Below are 589 nucleotides of genomic sequence, written 5' to 3'. Positions count from 1 at the left end.
GTCCATGTTGATCCGCGCCCATGGCTGGACCCACGATCTGAAGTCCGGAGTTCAACTGATGGAAGTTGCGCGGCGTGAAAGCGTCCCCGGCGCTTTCATCCTTGCCCGTGCTCAGCTCGCGTTTCTCTCACTGAAGATTCAGGCCGCGCTTCTCAACGGCACCCAGCCGCCCGAACTTACACTCAAGCGTCTGGTCAGCGTGACCCACCCACTTGATTGGTCCGAACAGGAACGCCTGTTCGGCTTCTGACATCTCCAGATCCTGCGTCCCTGATACAGACTTCGCCCTCCCTGATCCGGCGGAACAATTCCCCGTTCGCACGAGAAAATTCCCTGCTCCACCTTTTAGGGAATTTGCAACATAAACCCCTGTAAAACATTCAGTTCTGACAGGTGAAATTACTGAACTCAGACCCGTTTCGCGAAAATTCCCTGTAAATTGCCAGGTATCAGGAAAACCCCACCCAAAGCGATCCCGCCAAAATGCGGCACTGAGACTGGGGCCTGAATCGTGATCCGAGTGTACGATCTGCTCCGTCTCTGATTGAAAGTGCATGCGTCAACTCGCGGGAATTGCGGCACAATTCCG

General features: G+C 54.8%; 1 pseudogene. It reads left to right on the top strand.

Annotation, left to right across the window (positions count from 1 at the left end):
- Window positions 1-250: pseudogene (locus ACR0DK_RS20515) on the top strand (recombinase family protein); the annotation flags it as partial.
- Window positions 251-589 lie beyond the last annotated feature (339 nt).

The organism is Ruegeria sp. CE6 (assembly GCF_056537485.1).
This window is presented reverse-complemented; position numbering and strand designations above follow the sequence as displayed.